This is a genomic window from Planococcus maritimus (assembly GCF_001592825.1).
Taxonomy (GTDB): Bacteria; Bacillota; Bacilli; order Bacillales_A; family Planococcaceae; genus Planococcus; species Planococcus maritimus_C.
Map to the genome: position 1 here is coordinate 83,484 of NZ_LTZG01000032.1, position 17,396 is coordinate 100,879.

Sequence of the window (17,396 nt, forward strand, 5' to 3'; positions counted from 1 at the left end):
GCGCGCGAATGCGCGCTACATGATGTTATTCTGCGATGTATTTGTTTAAGATTTCGTCATATTCGCCGCTGTCGCGCAACTCCTGCAAACCTGCATTGATTTTCTCAAGCAGTTCCGCATTTTCGCCTTTTAGAACAGCGATGCCGTATTGGTCGCCCGTCAAGCGTTCGCCAACCGTTTTCAAAGCAAGTTCGCTTTCTGCGATGGCATAAGCGATAACAGGGTAATCTTCAAGAAGCACGTCGGCATTGCCGTTTGATACTTCCTGGAACATCGATGGGCTGTCTTCGAACTGGGAAATTTCGTAGCCATATTCCGCTTCGTTGTCACGCGCGAATTGAGCGCCAGTGGTTCCACTCTTGACAGCAACCGTCTTGCCTTCTAAGTCTTCGAGTGAAGTAATGTCGCTATTGTCTTCCGCTACAACCAGAGAAAGGCCAGCATCGAAATACGGATCCGAGAAATCCACAATTTCTTTGCGCTCATCCGTAATACTCATGCCCGCAATTGCTACATCCAATTGATCGGCTTGCAGCGCTGGAATGATGCCCCCGAAATCCATTGGGTTGAAGTCAATTTCAAAACCTTGGTTTTCCGCAATCGCATTGATCAAATCAATATCGATTCCTGTGTATTCTCCCGCCTCTTCAAATTCAAATGGTGGATAAGTCGTATCGATGCCAACGCGGTAGGATTCCCCTTCACCGGATTCGCCACCGCCAGCTTCTTCTTCCGAATCGCCGCACGCGGCAAGTACCATGAGAACTGCCGATAATAATGCTAATAAAGTCCATTTTTTCATTAATACACATCCCCCTCTGTTCTATATTGGTCATTCTACTGACTAATATATCACATTATTCTCAAATTCAGAACCTTTCGAATGAAATTTACTAGGAAGGAGGATGTGTACTTGCGCCTTAATGACTAGCCTTAATGGCTGATGGCGCGTTTTTTATGGAGCCGGTAAAACAAGCGGAAATTATGCGTGAGCGTCTTTAAGACTGCGTAGGTCGGAATCGCAATCAAGATTCCGATAAATCCGTATAAGGAACCTGCCACCATCAATAACAAAATAATCGTCAAGGGATGTACGTGGAGACGATTGCCCATAACATTTGGCGTGACGAGATTGCCTTCGAGCTGCTGGACTACTAACAGCACAAGCACGACTTTAAATGCCATAAACAAGCCTTCGTTCAACAGCGCCACTAATATCGCTGGGATAATCCCGATGATTGGCCCGAGAAACGGGACGACTACCAAAAACATTGCGAACACAGCCAAGGTAAACGCGTATTCAAGTCCGATGATCAAATAGCCAATGTACATCAAGACGCCGATTACCGCCGCAACGATGGCCTGCCCTACTACGAAGGTGGATAAAGTTTCATCCAAATCTTTCAGCAATTTCCTCCCTTCCGGCTTATGATCCTCCGGAAGCCGTTTCACGGAATAAGGGATGAATTTTTCATCATCTTTCAATAGGAAAAACAAAATAAATGGCACCACGACCAAGACGATGGCTGCGCTCACCAACATACTGAGAATACCCATGACATTCTCAAACAAATTACTCGAAAGGTTTTGGACATAGCCGTAAATCCGGTCGCTGATCTCCTGCCCGGAAATGCCGCCAAACTCAAATCCTTCCAGCAAATTGGTTGATTCCGAACTGACCTCCTCCACTTTTTCAGGAGCTAAATCCATCAAGCTTTTGCCTTGTTCAATCAAGGTCGGCCCGAAAAAATAGATAAGGCTTCCTAAGGCCAGCGCAATAGCTGCAAAAACAATTCCGATCCCTGCGATTTTCGGCATGTGGCGGGCAAGCACCCGCACTAAGGGGCGAAGCAGGTAGTATAAAATCCCGGCAATAACAATCGGCGCAAATAGCGTCGCAATGACGATGCGGATCGGTTCCCAAATATAATCCAATTTGCTAAGTACGTATAAAGTAAGGGCAAGCAATAAGATGCCGGCGGTGTATTCAAAAAATGGCTTTCGGATCCACATGTACTGACACTCCTTTCAAATTTAGTTCCACACTCAAATCATACACGAAGAAAAAGCGAAAGCAGATGACTTTCTGCCTTCGCTCGTTCAGTAATTTATTTGTCTTCTTCGAGTTCGCGTAATTCTTTCTGGGTTTGCGGAAATCCGTTCGCTTGCCACTCTTCACGGTAAGCTGAATCCAATTGCGAGAGTCCTTGTTCACTTGAATCTTCGATCGCGTAGACACTTTCGCGTTCATCGATTTCCTTGCTGTTGTGCATATCGATGTCTTCTTGTACCTGGACTGTATTTTTTTCTTGATAAGCTTTATAGACGAAAATTCCTGCAGCCGCTGCAAGCGCACTGCCTACTACTGTATTCATCGTTGATTTTTTCATCAGAATCCCTCCAAAATAATGCGTCTTTCTATTGCTCTTCCTCTGTATACCCCGAATTTCGACTATTAAGCAGCCTGAAATTTTTTCGCCCTAAATTTTCTTATACTGTTTTTAGCGGCGAGTTACGCATAACGCTCTATATCGTTTAGCTGTTCCCGCATCTTCTCACCGACACCAGCTGCAGAAGCCGGATTTTGTCCAGTAATCAAACGCCCTGATTCAATGACGCAAGACTCGAGCGGAAGCTGAGCGATTTGAACATGTGCCCCCCGCTCTTTCATTTCATGCTGCAAAGAAAACGGAATGTCCTTATAGAGGCCAAGGAGCTTTTCTTCCAAATCCGAAAAGCCGGTAGCCAAATGTCCGGCTAATAACGGGCTGCCATCGGACAGGCGAACGTTCAATAAGCCGCTGGGTCCGTGGCAAACGGCTCCCACTACGCCGCCTTTTTCGTAAATATTCGCCGTCATCCGCTGCAATTCCTTATTGTCCGGGAAATCCCACATCGTCCCGTGTCCGCCGGTAAAGTAAATGGCGGCATAGTCGGCCGCTTTTACCTGATCCGGCGTCAGCGGTTGATCCAGTTGGCGCTGAATCTTTTTGTCTAAATAATAATGCCGCGTCCGGCTATTGATCACAGCCGCTGGCAGGCTTCTCGGGGCGATCGGTACTTTTTCGGCTTTCGGGCTGATGATGTCCACTTCAAATTCGTCTTTCACTTCGTGGTAGAAATCTGTCAGTTCCCGCAGCCACAAGCCGGTTTTTTTGCCGCGATTTCCCAGTGCCTGGTGATTTGTCACGATAATGGCTATTTTATTCATGGCGTATTCCTCCCCATCCAGTCATATCCTTTTATATTCCCTATCATCTAAAAATTACTCGCGGCAATGGGCTCGATGTGCAGAATATAAAAAAAGACCCGCATCATAGCGGATCTTTCCCGGTTTGCAAGAGGCCGATCAAACTGGCGCGAAATTGATCGCTATCCGCCTGCTGGCGCTTTTTCGGACCTTTCACACGCCTGCCACTTTGACGGATTTTCTTAGCAACATGGCGCCCGTGAAGCAATTGCTCAATATTATTTTCATCATAGATGCGCCCATTCTGATCGATCGGCACTCCGCGTTTTGCAAGCACCATCGCAGCAAGCCCATAATCCTGCGTGACGACAATATCGTCAGGTTTTACACGGTTCACCAAAACAAAATCGACTGCGTCCGCTCCCTTCGATACCGTCAGCGTCTCCGCCCCGTCACGATGCATTTCATGAGACGTGTCGCATATCAGTAGTACCGACCACTCGAAACGCTTGGCCAGTGCAATCGTCAGATCGACTACCGGACAGCCATCTGCATCAATAAGAATTTTTGCCATCGGCTTCCTCCCTCACCAGTTCATCAGATAATTTTTCGGCCGCTCTCCGGTACAGATTGCTCTTGTGGACAAGCGATGCGATGAACAGCACTTTTGACAGCTCGCCGCCTTCATCGCTTTGGGTGTTCGCGACGGCTTCTGCCTGCCGCTCCAGTTCTTCTTTAAAGACAGCGTGATTGCCCTGCTGAAGCCCAAGGTACGTTTCGTAAAATGCGGATAGATCCAGTTCCCGCGCTTGTGCTTGTTCATTCACTTTTTCCAGCACTTTTTTCACGTCGTTAATGGACAATGTGCTTTTCATCTGATAAATCAAGCTGATGAGCATGATGTGGTCGGGTGTGTATTTTTTTTGCTGCACCGGATAAAACAGCTTGCCTTTGGCATAATTATTGATCATCGTTTTCGTCAATATTTTGTCGTCCGGATATCTTTTCGTCTCGTGGAAGGCCGTTTCGAATAATTGAATGACTTGATCCACGTATAGATCGATTTTCGGAATATCGCTTGGACGGATTTGGCTGTCGAGAGCCAATTGGCTAATGAGCCGATCGATGCTTTCCATTCGCTTCACCTCAACTTCTGTTACTTCATTTTACCCTATGATGGAAAAGCCGACAAACTTGACCGGGAAAATTAATCTGTATATGATTATATGTAGTTTCAATAACTACGTATCAGGAGGTATGTATACATGACCGCATTTATCCGAGAACCTTTCAACGCTTTATCCCATTTGGTCGGAGCTCTTTTGTCGTTTTCCGCTTTGCTCGCGATGGCCATCAAAGCCGCCTATTCACAGGCACCTGCGGCACATGTGACAGCGGTGGTCATATTCGGCATCAGCTTGATTCTGCTGTATACTGCTTCGACAGTCTACCATTCCGTCAAAGCACGCCCTGAGGTTATCGCCTTTTTCCGCAAATTGGATCATTCCATGATTTTCTTACTGATTGCCGGTTCCTACGCACCGTTTTGCTTGATTGCGCTTGAAGGTACACTTGGCTGGTCAATTTTCGCTATTGTGGCCTTGCTCGGTATTAGCGGCATCCTCTTCAAGATGATCTGGTTCCATTCGCCTCGCTGGCTGTCGACCGCCATCTATATTCTCATGGGATGGATCATCGTCTTTGCAGCGGCTCCGCTAGCCGCAAGCATGTCCGCTGCTGGATTGTGGTTGCTCATTGCCGGAGGTCTTTTGTACACAATCGGCGGCGTCATCTATTGGCTCAAGCCTGATTTCCTTTCTTCCCGTTATCTAGGCTTCCACGAAATTTTCCATATTTTCATCTTGCTCGGAAGCACTTGCCATTTCCTAGCTGTTTACTTATATGTGTTGTAATGCAAAAAGAGCCGCTCTCTAATGAGAACGGCTCTTCAGTTTGCCGAGAAAGTTAAATATCCGTATTTTCCGAAGCTTATCGCTCGCTTTCCGTGGGCTCGCGCCCAAGCCTCCTCAGTCGCTTTGCGCCTTGCGGGGTCTCGGTCGTCTCGCTGATCCACCGGAGTCGAGCGACCGCTTCTCCAAATACTTAGTGAGTTCATTGATTTTTCATTGTTGAATAGTGTTACACTTTTTTCATTAATAGAGGATTACAGCCTTCTTCAACACTCTGAAAAAGAGCCGTTCTCCGTGGAGAACGGCTCTTTTTTTATTCAAGCGCGTCGAGCGCCTGCATGAGGTTAGCATAGACCTTAATATTTTTGAAATCGATACCGAGCGTGACCGCGGTCTGTGCAATTTCAGGGCGAATTCCCGATAACACAGATTCCACGCCGATGATTCTCAGTGAGTCCATCAGCTGGAACAATTGATGGGCTACCATCGTGTCGACGATCGGAACTGCAGACAAGTCGATGTATAAGATCGTCAGTTTTTGCTTAGCGCTTTCTTCTAACGCCGTCTCCAAAATCACTTTGGCACGATAAGTATCGATGCCGCCGACCAGTGGCAAAATCCCAACCCCGTTGCGGATCGGAATGACCGGGCTGCTCAACTCATCGATGACTTCCTGCTGGCTCGCCAACAAGCGCTGATGGGCCTCATGATGATGGCGCGCGAAACTTTCAACAATGAAGTCGAACACATCATTCAACATCTCACTCCAGCGCAGGGCATCCCGGCTGCCCGCTTTTTCGACTTTCTCGAAAAACTTACGGACATAATTCCAATAGATTTTGCGCAATTGGCCAAGGTGCTCCATCACTTCGTACAGAGGTACGGATTGCTGGGCACGTTCTTTTGCGATGGTTGAGGACCAATCTTCTACATAAGCAAGGGATTCTTCTTTATCGTGGATAAAAATCGCCGTTACCGCTTCAATAAAGCCGAGTGATTCTTTTTTCAGCTTCTCGATCGTTTCTTCAGATGCACTGGCGGAGTAAACGGTATTCGCATGATTGCCGCGAGTAGCTAGCCACTCTTCCACCATGGAGGTTTTATTTTTCAGAATGAAATCATGTAGTTCTCTGCTAATTTCTCCCATAAGATATGCCGCTCCTTTTTCTAGCTTGTCCTTCTCATCTTATAAGATGCAACAATCGAAAAGCAAATTTACCTTCTCCAGATGCACAAATATGCACCAGAAAAAGAAAGAAATAGACATCCCCAAATAATAGAAGCCGCAGAATCCATACCCATTCTGCGGCTTCTATGTTATTGATTGCTGCGTTTTCTGATAGCGAAGCTCGCGATAATGCCGCCAATGCCAAATGCGGCCATCACTCCCCATAAAATAAGAAGGATGATTGAGCCGAGGCCGGTGCCGCCGTCCATGACGGATGACAGCTGAAGGAAAAAGAACCCAAGGCTGAACAATGTAATCGCTCCGAAATAAATCAATCTGGCATTGAAACTGAAGTTCTTCATGGTCAAACCCCCTTTTCCAAAACAAGCTTTGCTCTTATGATTCACGTTCCGCTTATATTGTAAACGCTGCTGGTCATTTCAATTGGAAACGGGTCCGGCTAATGCCTTCTTTCGTCTTTTCCACTTCCAAAATTGCCGGTATCGCTGCTTTCAATTCTTGCACGTGGGAAATGACGCCGATCATCCGACCCGACTTTTGCAAGTCCACCAAGGTCTCAATGGCTTTATTCAGCGACTCTTCATCCAGTGAACCGAAGCCTTCGTCGATAAACATCGTCTCGATCGACACATTGCCTTCAAAGCTCTGGATGACATCGGCCATTCCGAGCGCGAGACATAGGGAGGCGTTGAACTTCTCGCCTCCGGACATCGTTTTGACGTCGCGCGCCTGGCCGGTATAGGCATCATACACATCAAGGCCGAGCCCGCTTTGTTTCCCGCGCGCTTCCTGCCGGTCGCTTCTCGTCAAATGGAATTGCCCGTTTGATAAATGCTTGAGCCGTTCATTGGCCGCTTCTAGGATTTGTTCCAAATACTCAATCTGTAAATAACGCTCAAAAGACAGCTTCAAATCGTTCTGTCCACGAATCGTATCGTAAAGGTCGACGATGCGGACGAATTCCGCCTCTGCTGCCGCTTCTTTTGCGGACGCTTCGGACACTTCCTCAAAGAACGCTTGCGCTTTTTTGCTGTATTCTTTGGACGTATTGAATTCGGAAAGCGCCCGTTCGTAATCAGCCTTCAACTCATCAAGTGCCTGTTCCGCATTCGATACGTCGATGCGTTCACGGCCATTGAGTAGATTTTCAAGCTCTGCCATTTGACGTTCGGTCGTGTGGCGGTCTTGTTTGTACTGCTCAATTTTCTTTTTCAATTCCTCGTAGCGAGCGGCGTCAAGCTTGGCTTGCTCATAAGCGAATTTTGAGACAAAGGCGGATTTCGCCAACGCTTCCTCGAAACGGCTTTCGGCATGCTTACTCTTTTCCTGTACTTCTTGTACGGATTGCTTGCTATGGCGAAGTGACACGACCGCTTCTGATACTTGCCGCTCGGCTATTTGCAAGGCTTCCTGCGCTTGTTGCCAAGCAGTTTCTAAGCGGTCTTTTGTTTGCTGTGCTTTGGCGATTTCCACTTGAAGAGAGCCGGGTTCACGGAGCGATTCTGGAATCGCCTCAAGCTTGCTGCGAAATACCGCATCGCTCGATTCGTAAGCCGAACGTTTCTCTTGTGCGCTCTGCTGCACTTCTATCTGCTGTTTCTTTAATGTCGAAAGCTTCTCTTCTAGTTCCTGGCTGTGCATTTTCTGCTGGCGCAGCTGTTCTTTATCAGACTGCAGGCGGGCAAGCTCTTCATTGAGCAATTGTTGCTGCGCCTGTATCGCCTCTAGTTGCGCCCCCGCTTGTTCTGCAGCGATTGACAGTGCCCCCAGTTCTTCACGTTTTGTCGCCGCCTGTTCTAAAGCTGCGGCCTCTTCCGCTTCCGTTTTACGGAATTTCTGCTCTTGTTGCGACAATTCTTGTTTGGCCTGCTCCATCGCTTCCTGGTTGACGGCGGCAGAACCATCTTGCTGTTTCGCCGGATGGTCAAAGCTTCCACAAACCGGGCACGCTTGCCCGTCATGCAGAGTCGATGCCAGTAGGGCCGCCTGATTGGCGAACCAATCATGCTCCATCGATTGGTAAGCTTGTTGCGCTTGTTCAAACTTGGCTTTGTCTACAAGCGCTTGTTGTGACAAACTTTCGAGTTTTTGCTCCAAGCGAAGATACTCTGACACGACGCGTTGCTGCTCCGCCAAGCGATCTTTTTGGTCACGTTTGCTATCGGCATGCTCAAGTTTTTCTTCCAATTGCTGAATCAGTGACCTTGTTTTCGATACTTGTGCTTCAAGCGTTGCTGCTTGTTCATCTGTTTGCTGTAGAACGGTCTTTGCCTGAATCGCTGCCCGCTCAAATTGTTGGACCGTTAAGCGTTGCTGTTCGAGTTCCGCTACACCAGACTCCATATCTTGCAATCGGATCAGTGCTTGCTGCGCAGCTTGCCGTTCTTCTTGGCGGCTCTCTTCTGTATCTTTTACTTGTTGTGCCTGCCGCTTTTTTTCCTGCGCTCGCTGTTCAACTGTTTCAGCACGAAGCAGTTCTTCGCGTTTTTGGTGCTCATTGGCCGCAAGTTCCATTACCTGCTCTTCCAAGCCAGTGATCATGCCCGCCTGGTCAGCTGCTGTGATTTTCAATTCCCATTCTTTGACCGCAGGAGCTTGTTGGTCCAACTCCTGCAAATGGCGCTGTTTTAATTCCAATTCATCGAAGCGCTCGTTCCAGCCTTTTGCTTCATGGAACTCGGCCATTTTTCGATTGTGAAAATCGTAGGATTGCCGGTAGCGCTCTTGCAAGTTTGCGCTCTCTGACCGGTAATGGCTGATTTCCCCTTCCAGCCCTGTGAGCAATTGGCTACGCTGGAAGTCAGCTTGCGCGAACACCTCGAACAGCGCTGAATCACGTTGGGGCAAAGAACCCGCAATGGCCTGCACTTGCTCTTTGTAACGCATTTGCTGCGCTTTAAAGCGTTCCTGCGCTTCGTCCTTTTTCTGCTTAAGACGCTCGGCAACCAAGCGGTATGGCTCGGTGCGGAAAATTTTCCGTAAGATTGCTTCTTTATTGTCCGTTTCAGACGTCAAGAGCTTACGGAACTCCCCTTGCGGCAGCATGACGATTTGGTTGAACTGTGAAAAAGTCAGTCCCAGAATCTCTTCAATGCGGCGATTGAGCTCCGAGACGATTTGCCGCTCGACACACGGCTTTTCGCCTGTGGGGGTAATCTCGAAAAATTCATAGCGCTCACCGGTCGCACTTTTATTGCCTTGTTTCACGTGGCTCATTTGGCGCAAGATACGGTAAGTGGTGCCGTGAACTTCAAAGGTCAACTCAGCTGAAGTATGGACTGAATCCTTGGCGAAATCGCTGCGCAGGTTTTTCGGTTCGCTTCTATCGGTCCCGCTTGCCGAGCCGTAAAGCGCAAAGCAAATGCCATCAAAAATGCTGGTCTTGCCAGAACCCGTGCTGCCGGAAATGACGAAGAGGCGGTTGCCTGCTAAATCTTCGAAATTGATTTCTTCGCTATCACGGTACGGGCCGAATGCTGTCAGTTTTAATTTGACCGGTCTCATGATTTCACCTCTTCCCGCTCAGAGTCGGCGTGCAAAAACTCCTGCAACACTTCGCCGAATAGTTCTGCAGTCTCCTCAGAAGGCGCATCCCCTTTTACTTCTTCATAGAAAGCATTGAATAATTGCATCGGGTCCATTTTCCGGCGCTTGCCAATGGTCGACTCACTCGCTTCTTTTGCAAAGGTTTTGCGCTGTACGTGCATCGCATTCGGATACACCGACCGCACTTTTTCCATCGGGTATAAAACAGGCGTTTCGTCGAGCAAAGTAACGAAAACATAATCTTCGCTTCTTTCATGCGCTGTGATTTCTGAGATGGTCCCTTCGACAGAACGCATATCGCGCTTGGCATCGAACAAGCGCTTTTCCACACTGGCGGAACCGTCTGCCGCTAATTCGACGATAAGGAATCCTTTTTGATGATGCTCTTCCGATATCGAATATTTCATCGGCGACCCCGAATAGCGGATCGTCTCGTTCAATACATAATGCGCTTTGTGCAAATGGCCAAGCGCCGTGTAATGAAACGGCTTGAAATGCTGCGCGCTGACGTGTTCAGCACCGCCGATGGCAAGCGGCCGTTCGGAATCACTTGTATTGTCTTCCTGTTCCCCGCGCGGCGTCACGAATGCATGGCCGACGAAAACATGGCGCGCCAATGGATCTAGCCCTTCGGAGATGCGCCCCGTGATCGCTTTCATCGCATCGTCATGCGTCTTGATGTCTGGATCTTCCAACACATGGCGCACTCTGGATGGATCGGTGTATGGAACCAGGTGGAAATGGACTTCTCCCGCGCTATCGTTCAGAACGACCGGCTCGAATTCGCGGCGGATGGGCCCTGCGATATGGAGGCCGTTGCTCTTCAATGCACGGCTTCCAAAATCCAAGCGGCTGGGGCTGTCATGGTTTCCTGCAACAGCGATGACCGGCACTCCCATGTCCAAAACAATAGTTGCCAGCGTGTCATCAAGCAAACGGACCGCTTCTGTCGGCGGCACGGCACGGTCGTATAAATCACCGGCGATCACAAGCGCATCGGGGCGCTCTTGTTCGATGGCTTCGATCAATTGTGCCAGCACAAATCGCTGGTCTTCTGTCATATGTACGCCCTGCACCAGTTTCCCGAGATGCCAGTCAGCGGTGTGGATGAATTTCATGAAAAAATCCCCTTTCTTCTATATAAAAGAATATACGTTCGTTCCATTATACACGATTCATTTCACTTGTTTCACTCACTCGTTCGGTATATAATGAGAACAAACGTTCTTATCCGAGGAGGGTTATCATGAAAGCACAGCTATTAAAGGCATTCAAATACCAGCAATTGATCGACATGATGTACATCGCAAACGATGGCACCATCAGCAAGCGGCGCGTCAAGATCCTGAAAGTCAGCGGCGATTCATTCCAAGCTTATTGTTTTTTGCGCCGCGAAAAACGCCATTTTAAAATCAGCCATGTGCTTTCGTGCATGCCTGTCCGTACGAAAGAACGCCAAATTGTCTGAACCTTTTTCCGGCTTTCCTTTCTTTGTGCTACACTAAAAGGAAATGGAAAATGGAGGATGAGACTCATGAGATTAACCGTTTACCTTGCAGGGGAAATCCACAGTTCATGGCGTGAAGAAATCAAAAAGAAATCCTTGGCGCTGAATTTGCCAGTCGATTTCGTCGGGCCGATGGAAGACCACGACCGCTCCGACAATATTGGCGAAGAAATCCTCGGCGAACAGCCAAGCGCCATTTTCAAAGACGCCGCCGCGTCCAGCTTCAATAATTTGCGCACAAGCGTGTTGATGGAAAAATCAGACCTCGTCATCGCCCTCTTCGGCGAGCAATACAAGCAATGGAACACCGCGATGGATGCAAGTGCTGCTTTGGCAAGCCATAAGCCGCTCATCGTCATCCGCCCTGAGAAATTACACCATCCATTAAAAGAGCTGTCCCAAAAAGCCAACGCCACGGTTGAAACTTGCGACCAGGCGATCAAGGCTTTGTCTTATATTTTCGAATAGCGAAAAGTGCAGCGGCCGAGCCGTTGCATTTTTTTGTTGGTGAATTTGAATATTGGAATGATGGAAAACCTAAATCGCTTGGCAGTCTCGTTTAGTTGGACTTGATAGCGTCGGATGTGTTTAGGTGAGTTCACTTCTGTACCCAGTTGCCGGCTAGTGGGGAATCGCTTCCCGGGTGATAGTGAAATGAGATAGCGAGGGTTTGCTTGCGGAAGAGTTTTGGCATTTTGGTTGAGCTTCGGCGTGTTAGTCGCCGCCGGGCTTTGGGTTGGCCTCTTGCCTTAAGCCAAGAAGAACACTTGTCTTAAGGCGTCGGCTCACCCTTGGCGCTCGGCGACTTTGAGATTTCGTTATATGTGGACTGTTTAAATCGCTCAGCTTCTGTACCCAGTTGCCGGCTAGTGGGGAAATCGCTTCCCGGGTGATGGTTGAAATAAGATAGCGAGGGTTTGCTTACGTAAGAGTTTTGGCATTTCGGTTGAGCTTCGGTGTGTTAGTCGCCGCCGCGCTTTGGGTTGGCCTCTTGCCGTAAGCCAGGAAGAATGCCTGTCTTACGGCGTCGGCTCACCCTTGGCGCTCGGCGGCTTTGAGATTTCGTTGTATGTGGACTGTTTAAATCGCTCAGCTTCTGTACCCAGTTGCCGGCTTGTGGGGGATCGCTTCCTAAAATGTAATATCGGGCACACTGGTGTTTAAGTTAAAAGCGGAACCAATTAGCCTCTCCTTAGTAAAAGTGATTTGAGTTACAAAACATGATGCATTTCCAAACTTCATTTCGAGTAAACTGAAGAAACTCTTCCCTACTTTAAAACTAGAGACGGAGTGAAAGGGGCCGACTCCGGGAGGATTAGCGAGACAATTGAGACCCTGCAGGAGCGTAGCGACGAAGCGGCTCAATGCGAGCCCTCCGGAAAGCGTGCCCCTGAAGCGCAGTCGAAAAGCAGAAGCTTTTCTACCCACCTCTGTATACATCAATCTTCATATATGATTCCATACAAAAACCCGCCGAGAAAAATTCTCGGCGGGTTTTGTGATGCTGGCTTATTCCATTATTGGTACCATGAACCGACGATTGGGTAATCGTATGGCTCGTTTTGCAAAGCTTTGATGATCGCCATGATCGGCACGATGATCCCGATAGCGCCGAACAATAGCAAGAGCGGGAAACCGATCAATACTGCTGTTAGCAAGGTCGAGGCGAATATCAAGGCGCCCATGACCAATTGGAACAGCAAGGCTTGGATCGACAATTTCTTCAGCTCTTGATCGTCTGTGACCAACATAGCGACGAAAAAGACAAGGACAGGGACAAGAAACGGGGCAAAAAACGCACTGGCGTGGACGAGTACTTTTAACCCGATTTTCTCCATTTACATGACCTCCCAAATTACTTTCTTACTCTAGTATACGCCTGAACTTGTGGAAGGTTTCATTATTTTACTCGGAAACCCGCAAAATCACTTTGCCGAATTGCTTGCCTTGCGCCAAATAGTCGAACGCCTCGTGTGCTTCGTCCAGTGAGAACACGCGGTCGACAACAGGATGGGTATCGTATTGTTCGATATGCTGGACCATGTCGCGCAATTCCTCGCGGCTGCCCATCGTTGAGCCGAATAATTGATATTGACCGTAGAAAAAGCTACGCAGATTAAAATCGACCGTGTCGGCTGTCGTGGCGCCGAAAATAACGATGCACCCGCCTTTTTTCAATACCTCGAGTGAGCGGTTGAACGTGGCCCCGCCGACGCTATCGATCACGAGGTCTACTGTTTGTCCTTCTAGTTCTTTCACCCAATCGCTGTCGGTCGGGATGGCGATGTCGGCCCCGATTTCTTTTGCATGCGCGAGTTTGTCTTCACTTCTCGAAGTGACGATGACCGTAGCGCCGATATTTTTCGCAAATTGGATCAAGAAAGTCGCCACTCCGCTTCCTGCACCGGGAATGAATAAGGTATCGCCTTTTTTTAATTGGCCTTTCGTGAACAATGCGCGGTAGCCGGTCAAAGCGGGCAAGGCAAGCCCTCCTGCTTCCGGCCATGACAAGTGCTTTGGTTTTTTCTCCAGCTGTTCGGCGGAAATCGCGATTTTTTCCGCGAAGGTCCCGTGGTCCGGCATGCCCAGAATATCGAACCCTTCCGGCGGTGCATCGCTATTGTGTTCCCAGCGCAGTCCTGGATTGATGATGACTTCATCTCCTACTTCAAAACCCCTCACGCTTTCGCCAATCGACTCGACCACGCCTGCCCCGTCGGACCCGATGATCAATGCTTCCGGGTTGTCTCCGTACCGTTTCAACAAACCAAGGTCGCGGCGGTTGATGCCGGCGTCACGAATTTTTACGACGACTTCTCCTTGCCGCGCCGTTGGTTCCGGCATATCTTTTAGTTTATAGTGTCCTGCTTCCATCACAAATGCTTTCAAATTGAGTCACCCTCCTGAAAATGTTGGCTGAATTGTTCAAGCTGCCGCTTGCTGATGATGTCCTGCGAAAACAGCGGGATGTACAATAGCTGCTGTTTCGGGAATGTTTCTTTGATCATGTCCATATACTTCGTTTCGTGCTTTTTGCGCTCCTGGAAAAACGCCCCTTCCACTTGTTCCGGAAGCACTTTGTTGATGATCAAGGTTTTTACATGAAGATGGTATTTATCCAATAGCTCCAAGGCTTTTTTCGTCTCTAAAATCGGCAACCGCTCCGGATTCAAGACGAACACAAAACCGGTTTGCTTAGCATCAAGTAAAATCTCACGCGCTTTTGAAAAGCGCTCCTGGCGTTCACGCAAGACCTCATAAATTGGGTCTTCTCTCGGTTCGCCGTCATTTAATAACGCCGTGTAGTTTTCATTGGTCTTGCGGCGTTTATCAAGCAAGCCCTCGATCCACACCCCCATCAATTCCGGCAGCGACAATAATCGAATCGTATGGCCGGTGGGTGCCGTGTCGAACACCAACTTATCGAAATGCTGGCGCTCCTCGAGGATGATGTGGATCAATTTGTCAAACAGTGCCGCCTCATCTGCACCAGGAGAAGCTTTTGCCGTGTCGAGCTGGCGGTTCACTTCTTCCATCATACTGGTGTGGACCGTACCGCGGATGTTGTTTTTGACGCCTTTGATGTACTTGTCCGTCTCGATTTCAGGGTCGATTTCCAATGCGTATAGATTGTCGGCGATTTCTTTTGTACGGCCGCCGATTTGTTCGTTGAAGATGTCCCCGACATTGTGCGCCGGATCTGTGGAGACAAGAAGCGTCTTGTATCCCGCTTGGGCGGATTGCCACGCAATGGCGGCAGCCGATGTCGATTTGCCAACGCCGCCTTTGCCCCCGACGAAAATGATGCTTTTCGATAAGACGTCCATGAGGTTCCCTCGTTTCCTTGAAAATTAACAGCAGCGAATTCCAGACAGCGGCGATTTTTCCATGCCCATGCGTAAATGCCAATCGTGAAATTCTTCAATCATATACGGATAAAGCTCGAGCGTGTAATAATAGGCGGGATTCGGGATGCCAAGCATTTCCGAGTACAACATTAACAAGAAGAGATCGTCTTCACTGCGAAGCTCACGGGCAATTTCCGTTCGGTGCGGATGTTCTAAGACAGCCTCGTACCAGTCGATTAGTTTTTTCAGTTTGTCGCCGATCGGCATAGTGACACCTCTTCCTGAAAAAAGTACAAGGGATCATCGAGATGATCCCTTGGCATTTCCTACTATGAGCAATAAACGTTGCATTAGCAGTAAATTTCATAAAACTTTCTGTTAATTCATTATTTCAAATCTTCATCCGGAAATCCAGGATTTGATTTGCTCATGAGCGCCTGTGCAGCGGTCAAGATGATCCACAAGGTAAAGACGAAAATAATGGCGCCGAAGACGAACAGCAAGGTATTCGATCCTTCGTTGTACCAAGCCCATTGCAAGAACACTTGCTGGAACATCGCCCATAATGTCATGAACATCAAGAACACCATTGGAATAATGGTAATCATGTAATTTCTTCCGAGCTTGCGCAGCCAGATCGAAATCAACAGCAAGCTGATGCCGGCTAGCAACTGGTTGGATGTTCCGAACAGCGGCCATAGCAAGTAACCGCCTGAACCGAACCCGTTCGGCCCTTCCGGCAAAATAACGAGCGCCATGCTTGAAAGCACCGCAATCGAAGTCGCAACATGCTTTTTCTCGAGCTGTGGCACGTTGTATTCGACACCGAGTTCCGAAATGATGTAACGCATGAGGCGCACCGATGTATCAAGTGTCGTAGCAGCGAAAGAAACGACGATGATCGACACGATGGTCGAAGCGACCGATCCCGGAATCATCAATCCGGAAGCAAGAGCTGTCGCCCCTTCGATAAAGTTTCCGAGACCGGCGCCGCTTGCGTCGGCAAAGCTGCTGTAAGAAGCACTGAATGCCGCACGGTCTGGGAACAGCGTGATGACGGCGATGATCGAGATCAATGCGAGCACGCCTTCACCGACCGCTCCCAAGTATCCGACAAAGCGGGCGTCGGTTTCTTTATCCAGCTGCTTCGATGAAGTCCCTGATGAAACAAGGCCGTGAAAACCGGAAATCGCGCCACACGCTATGGTGATGAAGAGCAGCGGGAACCAGGAAACGTCAGCCCCCGGGTTCGTCACTGGCGCTGTAATGTCAGGCTGGGTGAACAATAAGCCTAGATACAAAATCGCCAAGCCGACAATCAATTGGTGGGAGTTGATGAAATCACGTGGCTGGAGAAGTTTCCATACCGGCAAAGTCGAAGCGATATAGACATAAATCATCAATACGACAATCCAGATGAAAAATGCGCTGGAAATCGCCCCAAGACCGAACAGCCCAGCGCCTTCTTCCCCGCCCATATAGCGGACAAGGTCGATTTGCAAAAAGTCCACTTGGCTGGAAACGATTGCGGTCCCATACATGATTGCAAGCGCTATCAAAGAAGGGATCAACATTTTCATATTGCGTTTGTAAGCCGCATAGCCGATCCAAACAGCGAGTGGGATCTGGATGAATACCGGGATGACGCTTGCCGGGTACGAGATGAACAAATTCGCAATGACCCAGGCGAATACCGCATTGACCATAAGCACGAGGATCAAGATGATGAATAAGAACAAAATCTTTCCGCGCTGGCCGATTAAACGGTGAGCAAGCGTTCCAACAGACTGTCCTTTGTTGCGGACTGACAGTGCCAATGTCCCGAAATCATGAACACCTGCTGCAAAAACCGTACCGAAAACGACCCACAGGACGGCCGGAAGCCAGCCCCAATAAACAGCGATGGCCGGGCCTAGAATCGGCGCAGCTCCTGCAACGGATGTAAAATGATGCCCCCATAGGACGAACTTATTGGTCGGGACAAAGTCGACACCATCTTTGTAACGGTGAGCCGGCGTGACATAATTCGGGTCCAGCTTGAAAATCTTTTCTGCTATGTACTTGGAATAAAAGCGGTATCCGAGAACGAATATAAATAACCCGATAGCAGCTAAAGCAATTGCATTCACATTCCCCAACTCCCTTTGGTTTTTGAAAATCCCGTATATCTTGTTTAACAATAGGTTATTGACCTAATAATGTAAAT

18 protein-coding genes are annotated in these 17,396 nt (G+C 48.7%); 3 read left to right on the plus strand and 15 right to left on the minus strand.

The genetic code is table 11. From position 1 onward, the window contains the following. Positions 1-25: 25 nt before the first annotated feature. The 6 genes from AY633_RS12690 to AY633_RS12715 form a co-directional block, all read right to left on the minus strand. Positions 26-802 (minus strand): transporter substrate-binding domain-containing protein, encoded by a 777-nt coding sequence (locus AY633_RS12690; RefSeq protein ID WP_068488668.1) that lies wholly within the window; start codon positions 800-802, stop codon positions 26-28. Positions 803-933: 131 nt separating this feature from the next. After that, positions 934-2,013, minus strand: coding sequence for an AI-2E family transporter (locus AY633_RS12695; RefSeq protein ID WP_068488669.1), 1,080 nt, complete (start codon positions 2,011-2,013; stop codon positions 934-936). A 95-nt stretch (positions 2,014-2,108) separates the two neighbouring features. Then, positions 2,109-2,390, minus strand: coding sequence for a hypothetical protein (locus AY633_RS12700; protein WP_068488670.1), 282 nt, complete (start codon positions 2,388-2,390; stop codon positions 2,109-2,111). Between the two features lie 122 nt (positions 2,391-2,512). Further along, positions 2,513-3,211 carry a type 1 glutamine amidotransferase domain-containing protein gene (locus AY633_RS12705; RefSeq protein WP_068488671.1) on the minus strand — a complete coding sequence of 233 codons (699 nt, stop codon included), beginning with the start codon at positions 3,209-3,211 and terminating at the stop codon, positions 2,513-2,515. Positions 3,212-3,314: 103 nt separating this feature from the next. Further along, the gene (locus tag AY633_RS12710; protein ID WP_068488672.1) at positions 3,315-3,764 is read right to left on the minus strand and encodes a YaiI/YqxD family protein; all 450 of its coding nucleotides are present in this window, start codon (positions 3,762-3,764) and stop codon (positions 3,315-3,317) included. Beyond that, complete coding sequence (locus AY633_RS12715) at positions 3,745-4,326, minus strand: DUF1836 domain-containing protein (protein ID WP_068488673.1); 582 nt, start codon at positions 4,324-4,326, stop codon at positions 3,745-3,747. The genes AY633_RS12710 and AY633_RS12715 overlap by 20 nt, the downstream gene beginning before the upstream one ends. 129 nt (positions 4,327-4,455) lie before the next feature. On the opposite strand from AY633_RS12715, the gene trhA reads away from it, so the two are divergent. After that, positions 4,456-5,103, plus strand: a complete 648-nt coding sequence (gene trhA / locus AY633_RS12720) for a PAQR family membrane homeostasis protein TrhA (RefSeq protein ID WP_068488674.1) — start codon at positions 4,456-4,458, stop codon at positions 5,101-5,103. Positions 5,104-5,413: 310 nt separating this feature from the next. On the opposite strand, the gene AY633_RS12725 is transcribed toward trhA, so the two are convergent. The 4 genes from AY633_RS12725 to AY633_RS12740 form a co-directional block, all read right to left on the minus strand. Next, positions 5,414-6,247, minus strand: coding sequence for an STAS domain-containing protein (locus AY633_RS12725; protein WP_068488675.1), 834 nt, complete (start codon positions 6,245-6,247; stop codon positions 5,414-5,416). A gap of 170 nt (positions 6,248-6,417) precedes the next feature. Next, positions 6,418-6,630, minus strand: coding sequence for a hypothetical protein (locus AY633_RS12730; RefSeq protein WP_068488676.1), 213 nt, complete (start codon positions 6,628-6,630; stop codon positions 6,418-6,420). Between the two features lie 73 nt (positions 6,631-6,703). Continuing rightward, entirely contained in the window at positions 6,704-9,793 is a 3,090-nt protein-coding gene (locus AY633_RS12735; protein WP_068488677.1) for an AAA family ATPase, read from the minus strand. Next, on the minus strand, positions 9,790-10,953 hold the full coding sequence (locus tag AY633_RS12740; protein ID WP_068488678.1) for an exonuclease SbcCD subunit D: 1,164 nt from the start codon (positions 10,951-10,953) through the stop codon (positions 9,790-9,792). The genes AY633_RS12735 and AY633_RS12740 overlap by 4 nt, the downstream gene beginning before the upstream one ends. A gap of 128 nt (positions 10,954-11,081) precedes the next feature. Between AY633_RS12740 and AY633_RS12745 the strand changes: the two genes are divergently transcribed. Both AY633_RS12745 and AY633_RS12750 read left to right on the plus strand, forming a co-directional pair. Beyond that, positions 11,082-11,303 carry a transcriptional regulator gene (locus AY633_RS12745; protein ID WP_068488679.1) on the plus strand — a complete coding sequence of 74 codons (222 nt, stop codon included), beginning with the start codon at positions 11,082-11,084 and terminating at the stop codon, positions 11,301-11,303. A 66-nt stretch (positions 11,304-11,369) separates the two neighbouring features. Further along, a complete protein-coding gene (locus AY633_RS12750) occupies positions 11,370-11,810 on the plus strand; it encodes a YtoQ family protein (RefSeq protein WP_068488680.1) in 441 nt (146 codons plus the stop codon). 1,049 nt (positions 11,811-12,859) lie between these two features. Here AY633_RS12750 and AY633_RS12760 read toward each other — a convergent pair. From AY633_RS12760 to AY633_RS12780, 5 genes are all read right to left on the minus strand, one after another. Further along, positions 12,860-13,180: a DUF4870 domain-containing protein gene (locus AY633_RS12760; protein WP_068488682.1), complete on the minus strand. Its 321-nt coding sequence runs from the start codon at positions 13,178-13,180 to the stop codon at positions 12,860-12,862. 67 nt (positions 13,181-13,247) lie between these two features. After that, positions 13,248-14,231 (minus strand): zinc-binding dehydrogenase, encoded by a 984-nt coding sequence (locus AY633_RS12765; RefSeq protein WP_068488683.1) that lies wholly within the window; start codon positions 14,229-14,231, stop codon positions 13,248-13,250. Beyond that, positions 14,228-15,169, minus strand: a complete 942-nt coding sequence (locus AY633_RS12770; protein WP_068488684.1) for an ArsA family ATPase — start codon at positions 15,167-15,169, stop codon at positions 14,228-14,230. The genes AY633_RS12765 and AY633_RS12770 overlap by 4 nt, the downstream gene beginning before the upstream one ends. 24 nt (positions 15,170-15,193) lie before the next feature. Further along, on the minus strand, positions 15,194-15,457 hold the full coding sequence (locus AY633_RS12775; protein WP_068460090.1) for a cory-CC-star protein: 264 nt from the start codon (positions 15,455-15,457) through the stop codon (positions 15,194-15,196). 119 nt (positions 15,458-15,576) lie between these two features. After that, positions 15,577-17,319: a carbon starvation CstA family protein gene (locus tag AY633_RS12780; RefSeq protein ID WP_068488685.1), complete on the minus strand. Its 1,743-nt coding sequence runs from the start codon at positions 17,317-17,319 to the stop codon at positions 15,577-15,579. Between the last annotated feature and the right edge of the window lie 77 nt (positions 17,320-17,396).

Bases quoted from the DNA above. Each gene is read 5' to 3' on its own strand.
- AY633_RS12690 (WP_068488668.1), bottom strand. From the start codon at position 802: ATGAAAAAATGGACTTTATTAGCATTATTATCGGCAGTTCTCATGGTA.
- AY633_RS12695 (WP_068488669.1), bottom strand. From the start codon at position 2,013: ATGTGGATCCGAAAGCCATTTTTTGAATACACCGCCGGCATCTTATTG.
- AY633_RS12700 (WP_068488670.1), bottom strand. From the start codon at position 2,390: ATGAAAAAATCAACGATGAATACAGTAGTAGGCAGTGCGCTTGCAGCG.
- AY633_RS12705 (WP_068488671.1), bottom strand. From the start codon at position 3,211: ATGAATAAAATAGCCATTATCGTGACAAATCACCAGGCACTGGGAAAT.
- AY633_RS12710 (WP_068488672.1), bottom strand. From the start codon at position 3,764: ATGGCAAAAATTCTTATTGATGCAGATGGCTGTCCGGTAGTCGATCTG.
- AY633_RS12715 (WP_068488673.1), bottom strand. From the start codon at position 4,326: ATGGAAAGCATCGATCGGCTCATTAGCCAATTGGCTCTCGACAGCCAA.
- trhA (WP_068488674.1), top strand. From the start codon at position 4,456: ATGACCGCATTTATCCGAGAACCTTTCAACGCTTTATCCCATTTGGTC.
- AY633_RS12725 (WP_068488675.1), bottom strand. From the start codon at position 6,247: ATGGGAGAAATTAGCAGAGAACTACATGATTTCATTCTGAAAAATAAA.
- AY633_RS12730 (WP_068488676.1), bottom strand. From the start codon at position 6,630: ATGAAGAACTTCAGTTTCAATGCCAGATTGATTTATTTCGGAGCGATT.
- AY633_RS12735 (WP_068488677.1), bottom strand. From the start codon at position 9,793: ATGAGACCGGTCAAATTAAAACTGACAGCATTCGGCCCGTACCGTGAT.
- AY633_RS12740 (WP_068488678.1), bottom strand. From the start codon at position 10,953: ATGAAATTCATCCACACCGCTGACTGGCATCTCGGGAAACTGGTGCAG.
- AY633_RS12745 (WP_068488679.1), top strand. From the start codon at position 11,082: ATGAAAGCACAGCTATTAAAGGCATTCAAATACCAGCAATTGATCGAC.
- AY633_RS12750 (WP_068488680.1), top strand. From the start codon at position 11,370: ATGAGATTAACCGTTTACCTTGCAGGGGAAATCCACAGTTCATGGCGT.
- AY633_RS12760 (WP_068488682.1), bottom strand. From the start codon at position 13,180: ATGGAGAAAATCGGGTTAAAAGTACTCGTCCACGCCAGTGCGTTTTTT.
- AY633_RS12770 (WP_068488684.1), bottom strand. From the start codon at position 15,169: ATGGACGTCTTATCGAAAAGCATCATTTTCGTCGGGGGCAAAGGCGGC.
- AY633_RS12775 (WP_068460090.1), bottom strand. From the start codon at position 15,457: ATGCCGATCGGCGACAAACTGAAAAAACTAATCGACTGGTACGAGGCT.